Source organism: Paractinoplanes globisporus DSM 43857 (genome assembly GCF_000379645.1).
Taxonomy (GTDB): Bacteria; Actinomycetota; Actinomycetes; order Mycobacteriales; family Micromonosporaceae; genus Actinoplanes; species Actinoplanes globisporus.
On the sequence record NZ_KB903294.1, the window covers coordinates 805,968 to 822,171 of the forward strand.

At 71.3% G+C, this 16,204-nt stretch carries 14 protein-coding genes; 12 read left to right on the forward strand and 2 right to left on the reverse strand.

Going from position 1 to position 16,204, the window contains the following annotated elements:
- Positions 1–166: 166 nt before the first annotated feature.
- The gene (locus A3CQ_RS57010) at positions 167–2,515 is read left to right on the forward strand and encodes an Hsp70 family protein (protein ID WP_157295248.1); all 2,349 of its coding nucleotides are present in this window, start codon (positions 167–169) and stop codon (positions 2,513–2,515) included.
- Here the strand turns inward: A3CQ_RS57010 and A3CQ_RS57015 are convergent.
- Positions 2,499–3,023 (reverse strand): AAA family ATPase, encoded by a 525-nt coding sequence (locus A3CQ_RS57015; RefSeq protein WP_020509541.1) that lies wholly within the window; start codon positions 3,021–3,023, stop codon positions 2,499–2,501. The two genes, A3CQ_RS57010 and A3CQ_RS57015, sit on opposite strands and share 17 nt — an antisense overlap.
- A gap of 125 nt (positions 3,024–3,148) precedes the next feature.
- Here A3CQ_RS57015 and A3CQ_RS0103585 point away from each other — a divergent pair, with 125 nt between their 5' ends.
- The 3 genes from A3CQ_RS0103585 (at position 3,149) to A3CQ_RS0103595 (ending at position 6,480) form a co-directional block, all read left to right on the forward strand.
- Positions 3,149–4,531, forward strand: coding sequence for an FGGY-family carbohydrate kinase (locus A3CQ_RS0103585; protein ID WP_020509542.1), 1,383 nt, complete (start codon positions 3,149–3,151; stop codon positions 4,529–4,531).
- Positions 4,528–5,418, forward strand: a complete 891-nt coding sequence (locus tag A3CQ_RS0103590; RefSeq protein ID WP_026205248.1) for a tagatose-bisphosphate aldolase — start codon at positions 4,528–4,530, stop codon at positions 5,416–5,418. The genes A3CQ_RS0103585 and A3CQ_RS0103590 overlap by 4 nt, the downstream gene beginning before the upstream one ends.
- Before the next feature lie 75 nt (positions 5,419–5,493).
- A complete protein-coding gene (locus A3CQ_RS0103595; RefSeq protein WP_026205249.1) occupies positions 5,494–6,480 on the forward strand; it encodes a LacI family DNA-binding transcriptional regulator in 987 nt (328 codons plus the stop codon).
- 31 nt (positions 6,481–6,511) lie between these two features.
- Here the strand turns inward: A3CQ_RS0103595 and A3CQ_RS0103600 are convergent, their stop codons facing one another.
- The gene (locus A3CQ_RS0103600; protein ID WP_020509545.1) at positions 6,512–7,540 is read right to left on the reverse strand and encodes a LacI family DNA-binding transcriptional regulator; all 1,029 of its coding nucleotides are present in this window, start codon (positions 7,538–7,540) and stop codon (positions 6,512–6,514) included.
- Between the two features lie 196 nt (positions 7,541–7,736).
- Between A3CQ_RS0103600 and A3CQ_RS0103605 the strand changes: the two genes are divergently transcribed.
- The 8 genes from A3CQ_RS0103605 to A3CQ_RS0103640 all read left to right on the forward strand — a co-directional run bounded on the left by A3CQ_RS0103605 (position 7,737) and on the right by A3CQ_RS0103640 (position 15,862).
- The gene (locus A3CQ_RS0103605; protein ID WP_020509546.1) at positions 7,737–8,762 is read left to right on the forward strand and encodes a zinc-dependent alcohol dehydrogenase family protein; all 1,026 of its coding nucleotides are present in this window, start codon (positions 7,737–7,739) and stop codon (positions 8,760–8,762) included.
- A 52-nt stretch (positions 8,763–8,814) separates the two neighbouring features.
- Positions 8,815–10,332 (forward strand): xylulokinase, encoded by a 1,518-nt coding sequence (locus A3CQ_RS0103610; RefSeq protein ID WP_040431643.1) that lies wholly within the window; start codon positions 8,815–8,817, stop codon positions 10,330–10,332.
- A 139-nt stretch (positions 10,333–10,471) separates the two neighbouring features.
- Positions 10,472–11,269, forward strand: coding sequence for an ATP-binding cassette domain-containing protein (locus tag A3CQ_RS0103615; protein ID WP_020509548.1), 798 nt, complete (start codon positions 10,472–10,474; stop codon positions 11,267–11,269).
- Positions 11,266–12,345, forward strand: coding sequence for an ABC transporter permease (locus A3CQ_RS0103620; protein WP_020509549.1), 1,080 nt, complete (start codon positions 11,266–11,268; stop codon positions 12,343–12,345). Before A3CQ_RS0103615 ends, A3CQ_RS0103620 begins: the two co-directional genes overlap by 4 nt.
- 13 nt (positions 12,346–12,358) lie before the next feature.
- The gene (locus A3CQ_RS0103625) at positions 12,359–13,396 is read left to right on the forward strand and encodes an ABC transporter substrate-binding protein (protein WP_020509550.1); all 1,038 of its coding nucleotides are present in this window, start codon (positions 12,359–12,361) and stop codon (positions 13,394–13,396) included.
- A gap of 75 nt (positions 13,397–13,471) precedes the next feature.
- Positions 13,472–14,305 carry a hypothetical protein gene (locus A3CQ_RS0103630; protein ID WP_157295250.1) on the forward strand — a complete coding sequence of 278 codons (834 nt, stop codon included), beginning with the start codon at positions 13,472–13,474 and terminating at the stop codon, positions 14,303–14,305.
- 3 nt (positions 14,306–14,308) lie between these two features.
- Positions 14,309–15,040, forward strand: a complete 732-nt coding sequence (locus A3CQ_RS0103635; protein WP_157295252.1) for a CHASE3 domain-containing protein — start codon at positions 14,309–14,311, stop codon at positions 15,038–15,040.
- Between the two features lie 87 nt (positions 15,041–15,127).
- Positions 15,128–15,862: a sulfite exporter TauE/SafE family protein gene (locus A3CQ_RS0103640; RefSeq protein WP_020509553.1), complete on the forward strand. Its 735-nt coding sequence runs from the start codon at positions 15,128–15,130 to the stop codon at positions 15,860–15,862.
- Positions 15,863–16,204: the final 342 nt, after the last annotated feature.

Consider the following 16,204-nt stretch of genomic DNA (forward strand, 5'->3'; position numbering starts at 1 on the left):
CGGCAACACTGACCGGGAGGTGCGGTGGGGCAGCCTTTTGTGCACCCATCGACGGTGGCCTTGTCGGTGCCGGGGTGGCGGCCGATGCTGGGTGCCGGTCGCCGGTGCGGCCGTGGCCAGCGGGGCGCGGATCGGAGGGGCCGGTGACGGTCACGGTGAGGCCGAGATGACGTATGGGCTGGGCGTGGACCTCGGTACCACCTGGACCGCGGCGGCCGTGCGACGCGGCGATGCCGTGGAGGTGCTGCGGCTCGGTGGCCGGCGGCCCGAGATCCCGTCGCTGATCTTCCTGCCCGAGAGCGGGCCGGTGCTGGTCGGCGAGCCGGCCGCCCGCCGCGGCGAGGAGCAGCCGGGCCGGCTGGCCCGCGAGTTCAAGCGACGGGTCGGCGACCCGGTGCCGCTGCTGATCGGCGGCTCACCGTACCCGGCGCACGCGCTGCTCGCCCGCCAGTTGGAGCATGTGCTGACCGTCGCCACCGCCGCCGAGCAGGGCCCGCCCGGCTCGGTGGTGCTGGCCTGCCCGGCGAACTGGGGTCCGTACAAGCGCGACCTGCTGGAACAGGCGGCCCGCCTGGCCGACGCGCCGCCGGTGGCGCTGCACAGCGAGCCGGAGGCGGCGGCCATCTCGTACGCGGCCGGCGAGCACATGGCCGACGGCGACGTGGTGGCCGTCTACGACCTGGGCGGCGGCACCTTCGACGCGGCCGTGCTGCGCCGCACCGCGACCGGTTTCGAGCTGCTCGGCACGCCGGAGGGCATCGAGCAGCTGGGCGGCGCCGACTTCGACGAGGCGGTCTTCGACCACGTGACCCGGATCCTGCCGGCCGACCGGCTGACCGGGGACGATCCCGAGCTGCTGACGGCCCTCACCCGGCTGCGGCGCGACTGCGTGGACGCCAAGGAGGCGCTCTCCTTCGACACCGAGGTGATGATCCCGGTGGCGCTGCCCGGCCTGCACACCCGGGTGCGCCTGACCCGGCGCGAGTTCGAGACGATGATCGCGCCGGCGCTGCAGGAGACGGTACGCGCGCTGGGCCGCGCGCTGCGCTCGGCTCAGGTCGGCCCGGACCAGCTGAAGGTCGTGCTGCTGGCCGGCGGATCGTCGCGGATCCCGCTGGCAGGGGCGCTGGTGGGCGAGGCGTTCGAGCGCCCGGTAGTGGTCGATCCCAACCCGGAGCACAGCATCGCGCTGGGCGCGGCCCGCCTGACCGGCTCCATCCCGGCGCCCGCACCCGCACGGCCGGCCACCGCCTCCGCCCGGCCGTCCACACTCGCCACTCCCCCGCCGGCACCGCCCTCCCCACCGCCGACAACGCCACCGCGGGCCAAGCCGCGGGTGGCCCCGCCACAGCCGGCAGCACCGCAGGCGGCAACACCACCGCTGGCCGCGCGGCAGGCGCCCCCGCCGCAGGCAGCAGGGCAACAACCGGCCCCGCCAAAGTCGGCCCCGCCACAGGCGGCCGGGTCACAGCCGGCCGCGCCACAGGCGGCCCCGCCACAGGCGGCCCCACCAAAGTCGGTCCCGCCACAGGCGGCAACACCAAAGTCGGTCCCGCCACAGGCGGCAACACCAAAATCGGTCCCGGCGCGGTCGGGCCCGCCGCAGTCGGCAGCGCCACCGCCGGTCAAGCCGCCGACCGCGCCGGGCTCGCCGATGCCGTCGTCGCCGGGGCCGACGCCGACCCAGCCCTTCGCGGTGGGCCGGGCCACGCCGGCCGGGGCCACCGAGCCGCTGCCGGCCGCAGCCGGGACGCCCGCCGGCTCGAGGCGACGTCGCCTCCGCATCCTGGTCGCGGCCGCGGCGGTCCTGGTGATCGCGGTCAGCGTCCCGATCACCGTTCGGCTGCTTCGCGGCAATGACCGCCCGGCTGCCCAGTCGCCGCCATCGTCGGCCGGCGCCTCTGCCAGTGCCCCGGCCTGCGGCTTCACCGACGATTTCACCGGCACCGCGGTGGACCCGGCCTGGCAGCGCAGCCGCGCCGACACGAAGGTCACCGTGAGCGGCGGTGCGGTCGACCTCGACGCTCCGAACGGGGCCGACATCTACGGCGACATCCTGACCGCCCCGATGCTGCTGCGCCCGATCACCGGCGACTTCGTCCTGGAGACCGCGATGGAGGTCTCGCCCACCGTGTTCTACCAGGGCGCCGGCCTGCTGCTGTGGAACGGCCCGGTCAGCTACGTGCGCATGGAACGCGCCTTCGGCAAGACCGGCACCATCGGCTTCGAGTACAACGACGGCGGCACCCACCTGCGGGCGCACGGTCCGCTGCCCAGCCAGCACCCGATCACGACGAACGCCACCCGGCTCGTCCTGCGGATGGTTCGCTCGGGCGGCACGATCACCGGCTCCTGGCGCCCGGCCGACAAGCCCGAGTTCGCCCAGCTGGCCTCCGTGCGCATGACCCTGCCGCAAACCGTGAAGGTCGGCGTGGCCGCGCTCAACCGGGCCCAGTTCGGCGCCAAGCCCACCCCCTTCCACGCCCGCTTCGACCAGATCACGGTGACCTGCTGAGTCCCAGAGCGCCCAGCACCAGCCCGACCTGCTGATCGGTGGTGAGCGCGCCGTCGACCGTGACCACCGGCACGGCCGGGGGTGGCGCCGGCGGCGGCGCGATGCGGTGCCGATCCCGTTCCTCGGCCCGCACGGCCCGGCGCGCGGCGAACAGGTCGGCGTCGCCGTCGATGTGCACCACGCGCAGGCCGGCCGCGCCCGCCGCCCGGCGCAGCAGATCCCACGGCTCGCCGCCGCGAAGCTCGGCGGTGAACGGGGCGACGAGCACCGCCCGGCCCGCGGTGGCGACGGTGTCGCGCGTTACAGCGCGAAGTGCGGCGTAGCGCCCGTCGCGGATCGCCGCGCCGTGCGGCGAGACGAGCCAGTGCCCGCCGAGCGCCCCCGGCGGCAGGCGATCGAGCAGCGGATTCGTCATCGAGTCGAGGTCGAGCAACGGTGCTCCGAGGGCGGTCGCGAGTGCACGGCCGAGCGTCGACTTCCCGCTGCCGGCGACTCCGGCGACGGCCACGACAAGGGTTTCGGCCGGTTGACAATCCGTCGATGAGGGCCACATCATGAGGTCCATGTTACCGGTGTCATGGCCAAGCGCGACACCGGTGACATGACGCAATCCCAGCGACTAGGAGAACTCCTGTGGCAAACCCGGCCGGCCCCCCGGCACGCCTGGTCGCCGGCGTCGACCTCGGCAGCACGAGCATGAAGATGCTCGTCACGGACGAGGCCGGCGCCGAGATCGGTGCCGCGCAGGTGCCGACGCCGTGGCGCTCCGGTCCGGGCGGCATCACCGAGATGACGGCCGAGGAGCTGCTCGGCGCCGTACGTTCCCTGATCGACGCCGGCGCTCGCGAGGTCGCCAGGGTGACCTCGGCGTCGATCGACGCCATCGCGATCGCGGGCATGGCCGAGACCGGCATGATCATCGACCGGTACGGCGCCGCCATCGCCCCCGGAATCGCCTGGTTCGATCCGCGGGGCGGTGAGCAGGCCGCGGCCTTTCCCGCCGAGATCCGTGCCGAGTTCGCCGGCCGCACCGGGCTGCCGCTTGGTGCGCAGGTCAGCGTGGCCAAGCTGGCCTGGCTGCGCGGCCGTGGCGTGCCGCTGCCCGGCTCGCGCTGGCTCAACCTGCCGGAGTTCGTCGCGGCCGCCCTCGGCGGCCGCACCGCGCTGGAGCAGTCGCTGACCTCGCGTACCGGGCTGCTCGACCAGGACACCGGCGGCCCGTGGCCCCGGATGCTCGACGTCCTGGGAGTCGACGAGACTTTCCTTCCGACGCTGGTCGAGGCCGGCAGTCCGTTCGGCGAGGCGAGTGCCAGCGCGGTCCCGGACAGCATGGCCGGTGCGCTGCTGACCGTCGCCGGACACGACCACCTCGTCGCGGCCGAGGCCACCGGGCGGCTGCCGGCCGACCACTACCACGTGTCCATGGGCACCGCCGAGGTCCTGCTGCGCGTGATCGACGGTCCACTCGGCTTCGACGCCCGGCGTCGCCTCGCCGACCATCTGATCAACGAAGTCCGCCACGTCGTGCCCGGCAAGCACGTGCTCGTCGCCGGGGTGAAGACCGGCCTGCTGCTGCGCCGGATCCTGCAGACCGCCGGCATCCACGACCGGGCCGGCCGCGACCTCCTCGACGCCGACGTCATGGCTTTGCCCTATGAGGGAAAGCTGCCCGCCGACGCCATTCAGGTCTCCGGGGCACGCAACGACGACGGCGTCCTCAAACTGACCGTCCGCACCGACGGCGTCAGCCCCGCCGAGGTGTTCGGCGCGGTGCTGCGCCACAGCAACGACGAGATCGCACGGCTGATCGAGGCCATGGACCGGGAACTGCCCCCCGCGGCCACCACCACCCTCACCGGCGGCTGGGCCAGCATGGCCGCGGTGCGCCGCGCCCGGGGCCGCGTCCTGCCGGCGATGACGGCGTCGGCCCGCGACCAGGAGACCGCGTACGGGGCCACTCGGGTCGCCGCACGCGTGCTGAACACGACCCCACCCAAGATTGGAACCGCATCGTGAATTCCCTGACCACCATCGAACGACGAGGCATGGCCGCGATCTCCACCCCCGGCGGCCGGATGCTCATCGTCGCCGCCGACCAGCGCAACGGCATGAAGGCAGCCATGGACGACGCGCCGGACGGACCCGGGTCGATCAGCACCGCCGAGCTGGCCGAGGCTAAGGCCGACCTCGTTCGCTACCTGGCCAACAACGCCCCCGCCATCCTGCTCGACCCGGAGGTCGCGCTGCCGGCGGTCGTCGACGACGGTGTCCTGGTCCGCGGCACATCGCTGGTCGTCGGCATGGACGCCTCCGGGTTCGAGACCGTCGACGGACTGCGTCACACCCGGTTCGTGCCGGGCATGACCGCACGCCGCGTACGCGAGCTCGGCGGCGACGCCGCCAAGATGCTCTGGTACCTGCGCCCGGACAAGCAGGACGAGCGGTCCCGCGTCGCCGCGGAGATGCGCGCCCTCATTCAGGCCTGCACGGACGAGGGCGTGCTGCTGATCGTCGAGCTGCTGACCTATCGACTCGAGGGCGAGACCGAGGAACAGTACGCCGCGGCCTTCCCCGGCCTTGTGGCCGGCGGGGCGAGGCTGGCCGTCGCGTGCGGGGCGAAGGTGCTGAAACTGCAGTACCCCGGCTCCGCGGAAGGCTGCGTCGCGGTCACCACGGCCGCCGGCGGCGTGCCGTGGGCCGTGCTGTCGGCCGGCGTCGACCACGAGACCTTCCTCGAGCAGGTCACCATCGCGATGGCGAACGGCGCCGGCGGGGCCATGGCCGGCCGCTCGCTGTGGAAGGACAGCCTGTCGGTCTCCCACGACCTCCGCAAGGACTATCTGACCAAGCGCGCCCTGCCACGGTTGTACGAACTCGCGGAGGTGTTGGACGGCCGCCGCTGACCGCCGCGGGGCCGGGGCGTTGCAGCAGGTCGGATATGCTGCCGCAGCGTTCGCGATACGACCGGGAGGTGGCCCATGGCGACAATGCGGGACGTGGCCGCGCGCGCCGGCGTGAGTGCGAAGACGGTCTCCCGGGTGTTCAACAACGACCCGCACGTGCTCCCGGAGACCCGTTCCCACGTGGAACAGATCATGAAGGAGCTCAACTACGTCCCGAACGTCCTCGCCACCACCTTTCGCTCCGGCCGGTCGTCGGCCATCGGCGTCGCTGTTCCGGACATCGTCGACCCCTTCTTCGCCGCCATCGCCCGGGCCGTCGACACCGTCGCCCGCGACCGGGGCGTGGCCACGCTGCTCACGAATCTCGGCGACGATCCGGGCCGGGAACGCGACATCCTCGAATCGTTGCTCAGCCGCCGGCTCGCCGGCCTGATCGTCGCCCCGGTCGGGGTCGACCATTCGTGGCTGAAACGCTGGACCGACAGCACGCCCATGGTGTTCGTCGACCGGGCGCCGGCCGGATTGTCCGCCGACACCTTCGCCGACAACGACGAGGCCGGCGGATACCTGGCCACCCATCATCTGATCGGGCACGGCCACCGGCGGATCGCGTACGTCGCCGACACCCTGCGTCTGTCCACCGAGACCAACCGCCTGGCCGGGTATCGCCGCGCGCTCACCGAGGCCGGGATCGAGCCGGACGACGAGCTGGTGGCGGCGTACGTCAACGACCGTGAGTCCACCGAGGCCGCGGTCACCCGGCTGCTCGGCCTGCCCGACCGCCCGACGGCGATCTTCTCCTCCAACGCCCGCAGCTCGATGCTGGTGGTGCACGCACTGCCGGCGAACGAGTTGGCCGTCGTCGGGTTCGGCGACTTCCCGATGGCCGACATCCTGCATCCGGCGCTGACCGTAATCGATCAAGATCCCGACCAGATCGGCCGGTTCGCCGCGAACCGGGTGTTCGAGCGCGTGGACCATCCGAAGCGCCGGCTGCGGCGCACCACGATCCTCGACGTCACGCTGATAGAACGCGAGTCCTGCAAGGTCGCCCGGCACTGACCGGAGCCGGAACCGCCTCCGGGCCGGGCGGTCAGATCGCCAGAGCCGGGTCCGCTGGGACCGGCAGGGTTTCCTGGCCGCAACAGGATTCACGGGCGATCAGGGGTACGGGCAGAACGATCTGCCGCTTGAGCCGCCGCCGGGGGTGCTCGATCCGTTCGAACAGCCGGGTCGCGGCCGCCCGGCCGACCGAAGCCGGGTCCTGGTCGACGACGGTCGGCGCCGGCCGGATGGCCTCGGCCAAGGGGAAGTCACCGAAGCTGACCAGGGGAACGGACCGGTATCCCGCGATCTGCAACGCCGGGATGATGCCGATGGTGGACCACGCGTTGGAGGAGAACAGCGCGGTGGGCGGCAGGTCGGCGTTCAGCAGGTCGACGGCCGCCGTGCCGGCCTCGCGTCCGGTGGTCGGACCGAATCGGATCAAGCTTGGATCCGGGGTGACCCCGGCATCGCGAAGGGCGTGGCGATAGCCCTTGAAGCGGCGAGCCGTGGTGGCGGTGGCGATGCTGTCGCCGATGAACGCGATGCGGCGATGCCCGTGCCCGATCAGGTGCCGGGTGGCCGCATAGGCGCCGCCGTGGTCGTCCTCCACGACGCTGTCGGCGACGATGCCGGCCGGCGGGCGGTCGATGAAAACGATGGCGATCCTGTCCTGCCACGGCTTGAGATAGGACTGGTCCGCGGACACCGGTGTGGTGACGAGACCGTTCAACTGCCGGCGCAGCAGAGCCTCGACCCGGCTCTGCTCCTCGGCGCCGTCCTGTCCGAGGCTGGTGATCAGCACCGCGAGCCCGCGTGATCGGGCGATCTGTTCGATCTCACGAGTGAGACGCGCGAAGAACGGGTCGGAGAGATCGGGTATGGCAACGCCGATCGCGGCGTCGCGTCCGGAGCGGAAGGTGCGGGCCAACTCGTTGGGAACATAGCTGAGCTCGGCCACGGCCTGCTCCACCCGCCGGCGGACGTCGGCCGACACGTACCGATCGTTGTTGATGACACGGGACACGGACTTGGCGCTGACGCCGGCGCGCTCCGCGACTTGGCGCATCGTGCTCATCTGGTCAACCTCCCGCAGAGACGATACGTCGGCTCCACCGGGCCTGTCACCGGTGACATATTTTCAAGATTTTCTATCTGACACCGGTGACAGACACCGGTGTCATGTCTTAGTGTTCGTTTCCATCAAGTTACGAAGCGGCAACCGAGCGGGACCGGCGTCGACACGACGATCGTTCTCCGGAGGAGCAGAAGACATGAAGGCCGTCGTGTACGACGCCCCGCGTAGCTACGCCGTGAAGGACATCTCCGTCCCGCGGGCCGGTGCCGGCGAAGTGCTCATCAAGGTCAACCAGGTCGGAGTGTGCGGCACCGACCTGCACATCCACGAGGGCGACTTCAATGCTGTCTTCCCGCTGATCCCGGGCCATGAGCTGGTCGGCGTCGTGGAACAGCTCGGCGACGGTGTCACCGGCCTGCGTGTCGGCGAGCAGGTGACGGTCAACCCGAATGTGAACTGCGGGCACTGCTCCTACTGCCGCGCCGGCCGGCTGATCCTGTGCGAGAACCTCAAGGGTTACGGCAGCAACTTCCCCGGCTTCTTCGCCGAGTACGTCGCTGTCCCGCAGACCCTGGTCTTCTCCGTCGACGGCCTGCCCGCCGACACCGCCGTGTTCACCGAGCCGGCCGGCTGCGCGATGCACGGCCTGGAGACTCTCGGCCTCAGGCCCGGGTCGAGCGTGCTGGTCTTCGGCGCCGGGCCCACCGGGCTGCTGCTGGCGCAGCTGATCGCGCACGGCGGGGCGTCCTCGGTGACGGTGGCCGCCCCGACGGCGTTCAAACTCGAGACCGCCGCGGCTCTGGGTATCGACCGGACCGTGCAGATCAACCGGGCGGACCCCGAGGCCGACATCGCCGCGCTGAAGCGGGCCTCACCGGGTGGGGACGGCTACGACGTCGTCGTCGAGGCGACCGGATCTCCGCGGATCGGCGGCATCTGCGTCCCGCTGACCCGCAACGGCGGCACAGTGCTGGTGTACGGCGTCACCCGGACCGAAGACATCGTCACCGTGCACCCGTTCGATGTCTTCCGCCGCGAGATCACCATCAAGGGCTCGTTCGCCGAGATCTCGTCGTTCGGCGCCGCCATCGCCGCGCTGCGTGGCGGCCGCGCGAAGACCGACGGGATCATCACCCACCGCTTTTCGCTGGACGACTACGGCAAGGCTCTCGATGCCCTGCGAAACGACCCCACCGTGCACAAGGTCGTCATCGTTCCCTGATCGAGCATTTCCGGCAACGCCCCACCCCGGACCGTGAAAGGAGGTGATCGACATGCCGCAGACGACCACATTGCTCGGTGTCGACCTGGGCACCAGCTCGGTCAAGGCGGTGGTCGCCCGCCTCGACGGGACGGTCGTCGCGCAGGCGCGTCGCGACTACCCGGTCTCCCACCCACGCCCGGGGTGGAGCGAGACGTCGGCGAGCGACTGGCTCGACGCCTCGGCGGCGGCGGTACGCGCCGCGGTCGCCCAGGCCGGCTCGCAGCCGGACGCGATCGGGCTGTCGGGCCAGATGCACGGCGTCGTGCTGGCGACCGAGAACGGCCGGGCGGTCCGGCCGGCCGTTGTCTGGTCCGATGCCCGGGCCGTCGACCAGGTCGAGCAGTACGACGACCTGCCGGAGCAGCTGTTGACCCGGCTGGCCAATCCGCTCAGCCCGGGCATGGCGGGACCGCTGCTGGCCTGGCTGACGATCCACGAGGCCGCGACGTACCGGGCCGCCCGCTGGGCACTGCAGCCCAAGGACTGGCTGCGGGCCCAACTGACCGGACTGTTCGCCACCGAGCCCAGCGACGCCTCGGCCACCTTGCTGTATGACATCTCCGGCGACACCTGGGACACCGAACTGCTCGACGCTCTCGGGCTCGACGCCGACAAACTCCCGCCGATCCTCGATCGTTCCGCCGAGCCCGCCGGCCTGCTGACCGCGGACGCGGCGGCACGGCTCGGCCTCCGCCCCGGCGTGCCGATCGCGGCGGGCGCCGCCGACACCGCCGCCGCGGCGCTCGGCTCGCAGCTGACCGAACCGGGAACGATGCAGTTGACCATCGGCACCGGCGCCCAGCTGGTCATGCCGGTTGCCGAACGGCCTGAGCCGTTGCCGGCGCACCCCGTCACGCACCTCTACCGCGCCGCGACCGACACCGGCTGGTACCGGATGGCGGCCGTGCTCAACGGCGGCCTCACTCTGGACTGGGTCCGCCGTGCGCTCGGCGCCGGCTGGCCCGAGCTCTACGCGGCGGCCGGGGTCCCCCCGCAGGCCGACGACCCGTACTTCCTGCCACACGTCAACGGCGAGCGCACTCCATACCTGGATCCTTCGCTCCGCGGCGCCTGGACCGGTCTCGGGCCTCGCCACGACCGCATCCATCTGCTGCGCGCGGCTCTGGAGGGTGTCGCCTTCGCCGTCCGTGACGCCCTCGACAGCCTCGACCCCACCGGCGAGATCGCCGGCCTGCACCTTGCCGGCGGCGGCACCACCGACCCGCAGTGGCGACAGATGCTCGCCGATGTTCTCGGCCGGACCCTGGTGCCGGTCGAGGTGCCCGCGGCATCGGGGCTCGGCGCCGCCGTTCTCGGCGCCCGCGCCACCGGCCTGACCGACCGCTTTCCGTCCCGCGACTCGTTCGCCACATCCCGCAACGACCCCCGCAGCCACCGACACGATCTCTACCACGACCGTCATGCGGCCTTCCGCCGCAAGGTCCGCGCCCTGCGCGACAGCGACAGCACCACGGTCGGCACGTATGCCGGCTCGGCGCCCCACGGCGCCGCTTCTGCGAGCGGTTAGGTCCCGGCGGCCCCAGGCCTGGCCGGCAAGCACGCTCACCTGGACGCCGCGGCACGCCGCGACGGTCACCCCCGGCACACCGCTCTCCCTGGACCCCGGTCACGGCGTTGCCACCAGCACACCGAAAGGTGATCCCCTCATGGCACCACTTCTCGAGGCGCGCGGCCTGTCGCGAAGCTTCGGACACGTCCGCGCACTGGACGACGCGTCCTTCGACATCGACGCCGGTGAGGTCGTCGCACTGATCGGCGACAACGGAGCCGGCAAGTCCACCCTGGTCAAGGCCCTCACGGGCAACCTCGCCGTCGACGCCGGCGACCTCTACTTCGAGGGCCGCCAGGTCACCATCACCAGCCCGCACCAGGCTTCGGAGATGGGCATGGAGGTGGTCTACCAGGACCTCGCTCTCGCCCCCCACCTCAACCCGGTGCAGAACATGTTCCTGGGCCGCGAGATCCCCCGCAAAGGGCTGTTCGGCTCCCTGGGATTCATGGACGAGAAGCAGATGCGCGCCAAGGCCGAGGCCGGCTTCGCGGACCTCGGCGGCACCGTCCGCTCCTTCACCTCGCCCGTCGGCTCGATGTCCGGCGGCCAGCGTCAGCAGATCGCGATCGTCCGCGCCATCAGCTGGGCCGACAAGATCGTGTTCCTGGACGAGCCGACCGCCGCGCTCGGTGTCGTACAGACCAAGAACGTCCTGGACACCATCAAGCGCGTACGCGACAAGGGCATCGCCGTGGTGCTCATCTCCCACTCCATGCCGCACGTCCTCGAGGTCGCCGACCGCATTCAGGTCATGCGCCTGGGGACCAGGGTCGCCACCATGCCCGCCGAAGGCACCACCGTCGAGCAACTGGTCGGCGCGATGACCGGCGCCCTGGACTCGCAGACCGTCAACCGCAGGAACTCCGCCACCCTTGAGGACAGCGCGTCATGAGCGTCATAACCCCTCCCGGCCAGGCCCCCGACCAGCAAGCCGTCCTCGAGGCGCCGCCGAAGCAGTCCTACGTCAAGCGCATCGCGAACATGCAGTCCGTGTGGATCCTCGGCGTCCTGGTCGTCATCGTCGCCGCCTTCTCCCTGGCTGCCGGAACCAAGTTCCTGTCCACCAGCAACTTCTCGCTGATCTCCCAGAACATCGCGGTCTGGGCCGTCCTCGGCGTCGGCATGACCTTCGTCATCATCACCTCCGGCATCGACCTGTCCATCGGCTCGGTGCTGGTCTTCTCCTCGGTCATCGCGGCGAAGGTCATGGAAGCGGTCGGCGGCAACGGGTGGTCGACCGCGGCCGTCGGCATCGTCGGAGCGCTCGTGTCCGGGATCGCCTGGGGCACGCTCAACGGCTTCCTCATCGCCAAAGCCAAGATCCCGCCGTTGATCGTCACGCTCGGCGCGCTGTCCGTGGCGCTCGGCCTGGCCCAGGTCATCACCGGCGGTATCGACATCCGCTCGGTGCCGGAGGCGCTGACGGACTTCAACACGTACATCAAGATCGTCGGCATCCCGGCTCTTCCCTTCGTCGCCCTGATCGTCGTGATCATCGGCGGGATCGTGCTGCACAAGACCAGGTTCGGCCGCTACACCTACGCGGTCGGCTCCAACGAGCTCGGCGCACGCCGGGTCGGCATCAACGTCGACCGGCACCTGATCATGGTTTACGCCCTGTCGGGCGCCTGCGCCGGACTGGGCGCGGTGCTGGCCCTGGCGCAGTTCGGCACCACCACCATCGCCGGGCAGTCGCTGACCAACCTCAACGTCATCGCGGCTGTCGTCATCGGCGGGACCTCGATCTTCGGCGGCGAGGGCTCCATCTTCGGCACCGTCGTCGGCCTGTTCATCCCGGCCGTCCTCCAGGCCGGTTTCGTGATCGTCGGCGTCGAGGCCTTCTGGCAGGGCGTCGCCGTCGGATCGGTCCTCGTCGCCGCCGTCTACGTCGACCAGTCACGTCGCGCCGCCGCCCTGCGCGGCAGTTCCCGACCGTCCTTCCTCGCCATGCTCAGGACCAAGAAGTAAAGGATCCCTTTCGATGAACAAGTCCAGATTCCTCGCCGCCGCCGGCAGTGTCGCGCTGGTCGCCGCCATGACCGCGTGCACCAGCACCAAGCCGGCCGAGAGCGCCGCCAACACGGCCGCCGCCGACCCCAACGCACCCGCCGCCTCCGCCGCTGTCGTGCCCGGCAAGGCGAAGAAGAACTACAGCATCCAGTTCATCCAGGGCGTCGCCGGCGACGAGTTCTACATCACCATGCAATGCGGCGTCGAGGCCGAAGCCGCCAAGCTCGGCGTCAGCGTCAAAACCCAGGGCCCGCAGAAGTTCGACCCCACCTTGCAGAAACCGATCCTCGACTCGGTCGTGGCCGCCAAGCCCGACGCCATCCTCATCGCACCCACCGACGTCACCGCCATGCAGACGCCGCTTCAGGCCGCCGCGGCCGCCGGGATCAAGGTCATCCTGGTCGACACCACCACCAAGGATCCGTCGTACGCGGCCAGCGCCATCGCCTCCGACAACGTCGGTGGCGGGAAAGCGGCCTTCGACGCCATCAAGAAGCTCAACCCCGATGGCGGCAAGGTCATGGTGATGTCCACCGATCCCGGCGTCTCCACCGTCGACCAGCGCATCCAGGGCTTCGAAGAGTCCGCCAAGGCTGACTCGAAGTTCCAGTACCTGCCGGTGCAGTACTCCCACAACGACCCGGCGACGGCCTCCAACCTGATCAGTTCCGCGCTGCAGAAGGACCCCGACATCATCGGCGTCTTCGCCGCCAACCTGTTCGCGGCCGAAGGCACCGCCACCGGCGTCCGCCAGGCCGGCAAGACCAGCACCGTCAAGATCGTGGGCTTCGACGCCGGCCCCAACCAGATCAAGGCCCTGCAGGAGGGCACCGTGCAGGCCCTGATCGCCCAGCAGCCCGGCAGCATCGGCCAGTACGGCATCGACGAGGCCGTCGCCGCCCTCGACGGCGGGCAGATCCAGCCGAAGATCCAGACCGGCTTCACCACCATCACCAAGGAGAACCTCGGCGGCGAGGGCGGCCAGGCCGCCTACAAGTCCAACTGCTGACGAGCACGGCGCTGTCCGAGATCCTGCACGAAGCACCGCTGTTCAGACGCCGGCGCCCTCGATACCGTCCAGGCCATGAGGACTGTGTGGAGGGTCGCCGGCGTCGCGGTTCACCTGCTCCTGGTCGTGGCGGCCATGGTCGGGGTGCTGGTGGCGACCGCGCACCCGGCGTACCCGCCACTCCGGGTCGCGCTGGTCGTGCTGGTCGGCGTTCTCTGCGCGGTCACCCTGTTCGCCCGGTTCCCGCTCGGTCTCGGACCGGTGGCGGAGTCCGCGATCGCCCGGGTCGTGCGGTCGGTGGGCGTCGCGCTGGCCGGTGCCGGCGCGACGGGTGCGGTCCTCGGCCTGGCCCAGGGCGGCTCCTCGTTCGAACGAGCCAGCACCGGCGTTCCGCTGTACACAGTGGTTCTCGCCGCGTACCTCGGCGCCTTCCTGGCCGTGACCCGGCGCGACAGCGGGCTTCCGCCCCGCGGAGCGCTGATCAGCGTGGGCCTCGGGCTGCTCGCCGCCGGCCTGTTCGCCGCGGCGGTGCCGGCCCTCCCGCCGGCGGTCCGCTGGCTGGCCTTCCTGCTGATCGCCGCGGCCGGCGCCGGCGCCGCGCGGCTGACGCGACCGGCCGAAAGCAGGCCCACGGCCGCGCTCCTCGCCGCGATCACGGCCTGCCAGGCCATCTTCTTCGCCGCCGCCGTCCTCTACCAGTACGGCCCCGACGCGTGGATGCCCTACGCCGGCCCCGGACCGCTGACCCCGCAGGCGCAGCTCGAGCAGAACCGCGCCGAGGCGATCGACCCGTACGTCGGTGTGTTGTTCATCGGCTTGCTCGCCGCGATCGTTCTGATCGGCGCGGCGCTGTCCGAGTGGCGCCGCGCCCGCACCGCCGCGGCACCCACCGCACTCCGCGCGGTGTAGAGGGTGGTGGAGGACTTGTACGAGGATGACGAGGCATTCCCGGCGGCACCGGGTATCCGGCGCGGCGTGCCCATGGGTCGTCGGGTGCTCCTGGGCCTGGGCGGGCTCCTGGCCCTGTTCGCCGTCGCGATGTCGGTCGCGATCTTTCTCGTGATCAGCCTGCGGGACGGCGAAACACGGCTCAACGATCGCGATGTCCCCTACGCGAGCGCGGTCGCCGACGCCGCGCTCAACGCCAAGGGCATCGCCAACGACCAGCGCGGGTTCCTGCTGAGCGGCGACCCGACGTACATCGACGAGGCCAACCTCCGCGTCGGCGCCGTACGCACCAGTCTCGCGGCCGCGGCGCGAGCGGCCGGCAACGACGGTCAACGGCAGGCCGTCGGCGCGGCCCAGGCCGGCTTCGAGCGCTGGTTCGCCGCGGTTCACGAGGAGTTCGTGTCATTCCAGGCCGGTGACCGCGAGCGCGCCGTCGCCGCGTCGGCCGGCGAGGACAGGGAACTGCGCAAGACGTACGAGCAGGCGCTGGCCGACGCTCAACGGCAGGCGGACAGCTCGATCCACGCGGCCAGCAGCGCGGTGTCCGCCGCGTCCCAGCGATCGGTGTGGATCCTGGCCGGTGGACTGCTCGCCGTCCTCGGGATCGGCGGCGCCGTCGCCTATTGGCTGATGCGCTCGATCGCGACTCCCCTGTTCCGGCTGATGGACCTGCTGACCGTTGATCTGCCCCGCTGAGACCCGGGTGTGACCGCCGGTGGCCGGCCGGGACGATGTCGTGGATCATCAGGTCGTGTCTGGTGCGCACAGACGCCGGCTGGGCGGATGCTGACTCTCGCGCCGCTGCCGACGCTGGCGGTGGCGTCGGTGGCCGCATTCGGGCTGGCGCTGTTGTCGGCGGTGGCGGGCTTCGGTGGCGGAGTGCTGCTGCTGCCGGTGTTCACCGCGCTGTTCGGGCTGCGGGTCGCGGTGCCGATGCTGACGCTGACCCAGTTGTCGAGCAACGGGTTCCGGGTCTGGCTCAACCGCCGTGACCTGCGGTGGCGCCTGATCGGCTGGTTCGCGGCCGGTGCGGTGCCGTTCGCCGTCGCGGGTGGGCTGCTGCTGGCGCACGCGCCGCTGGGAGCCTTGAAGCGAGCGCTCGGGGCGTTCCTGATCGGCGTGGTCGTCTGGCGCCGGCTCCGCCCGCGACCGCGCAAGCCGCCCGATCGCGGGTTCGCCCTGGTCGGCGCCGTCTCGGGGCTGGGGTCGGCGCTGCTGGGCTCGGTCGGGCCGCTGACCGCGCCGTTCTTCCTCGCCTACGGGCTGACCCGCGACGCCTACATCGGAACCGAGGCGGCCGCCGCGCTCACGACGCACCTGTCGAAGATCGCCGCTTACGGCGCGGGCGACCTGCTCACCGTACGCGTGCTGCTGTTCGGTGTTGCTTTGACGCCGGCGACGCTGGCCGGCGCCTGGGTCGGCAAGAGGATCGTCGGGCGGATCAGCGACCGGGTCTTCGTCCTCCTTGTGGAGATCGGCCTGGTCGCCGCGGGTCTGCTGTTCCTGGCCGGCTTCTGACGCGTCACGCCGATCCGGTCGGCGCCGGGGCCGACAGGTCCCATTCCGCTACCTTTTCGCCCATTGAGTCGTCTCCAAGTGGAACCACCGCCCACGGGTCTGGGTTCTGGGGGCCTCGCCCCGTGGGCGGTGAGCTGGGTGACGCAGGGCAGGTCGCCCGTCGCTCTTGGTCTCGACTTCACGTCCCGATTCCCCCGTAACGCTTCACGCAACCGGGCTAGGACGACCTGCTTCCCTGCAACGCGATCAATGGTCGCGGGCGCACCTTGTACGAAGCGTGCAACACTGGGCGCGCTCCTTGTGGATATCTTGAATCCCCTGCTGGGGCCGTTCCGGTGAAGG